Raw genomic sequence first — 966 nt, forward strand, 5'->3', positions numbered from 1 at the left:
TTTACCATGCCATTTTTCAAGCGTGCTTGCTGCCCATTCGTTTGTTTGACCGTCGTGGCATTGCACACACGCATTGGGTGTATCGTATTTTATTGATATATCAGGGCGAGGAATTTTAAAGCTATGGTCGCGCCTGTCATCAACGCCCATGTACCTAGTTGTAGGCATATGGCAATTAACACATTGCGCACCGGTTGATTGTTCTTTATGATGATGATGCTCGGGCTTGTTGTATTCACTGGCACTATGGCATTGTAAACACAATCCATTCGTTTTTGTTTTAACTTTCATAGTGTGTTTATCGTGGCAGTCAACGCAGTTAACACCGGCTTTGTACATTTTACTTTGTGCAAAAGAGCCAAATACATACACTTCTTCTTTAATTTGGCCATCGGCGTGATACAAATTAGGTTCTAAAAATGAAGGACTAAATTGGTCCAAAAACGCTTGGTTGTTATCAAAACCATCAGTAAGCGGGCTTCTAAGCGAGTGGCACGCATAACAGCCTTGCATAAAGCTGTTATCGCGGGGCTCACCTTGCCAAGTAGCAATTTTATCATCACCGATAATTTTCCACTGCGACATATTGGTTGGGCTTGTTTGAGCTGCCTTTATGATTTTTTTAGTTTTATGTTCGTCCGTTATATTATTGTGGCAAGATTTACAGCCCACATTTATATTTGAAAAGTGCGTATCAAAGCTTTCTTTTTCAGTATTGTAATTACGCTTTAAATTATCCGAATGGCAATCGGCGCACATCCCGTTCCAGTTTTGCAGTGGTTGCAACCAATGGAGGCGGTCGTTGGGTTTTACATCTTCGTTAGCGTAGTTGGCATACCAACGCTGCCCGCCAAGTGCTTTGGCGCGACTATCCCATGCAAAAGGAAATACTTGGTACTTACCTTTTTCAACTTCAATTAAATACTGTTGCAGCGGGTCAAAGCCAAATACATAACTTACGGTGTA

Annotated in this window: 1 protein-coding gene; it reads right to left on the bottom strand. The window is 41.7% G+C overall.

Annotated features, from left to right (window positions below; genetic code table 11):
- A partial coding sequence (locus DO88_RS00035) for a multiheme c-type cytochrome (RefSeq protein ID WP_033041281.1) occupies positions 1-966 on the bottom strand: 966 nt, incomplete at both ends.

The organism is Pseudoalteromonas sp. S3431, from assembly GCF_000690035.1.
GTDB lineage: Bacteria > Pseudomonadota > Gammaproteobacteria > Enterobacterales > Alteromonadaceae > Pseudoalteromonas > Pseudoalteromonas fuliginea.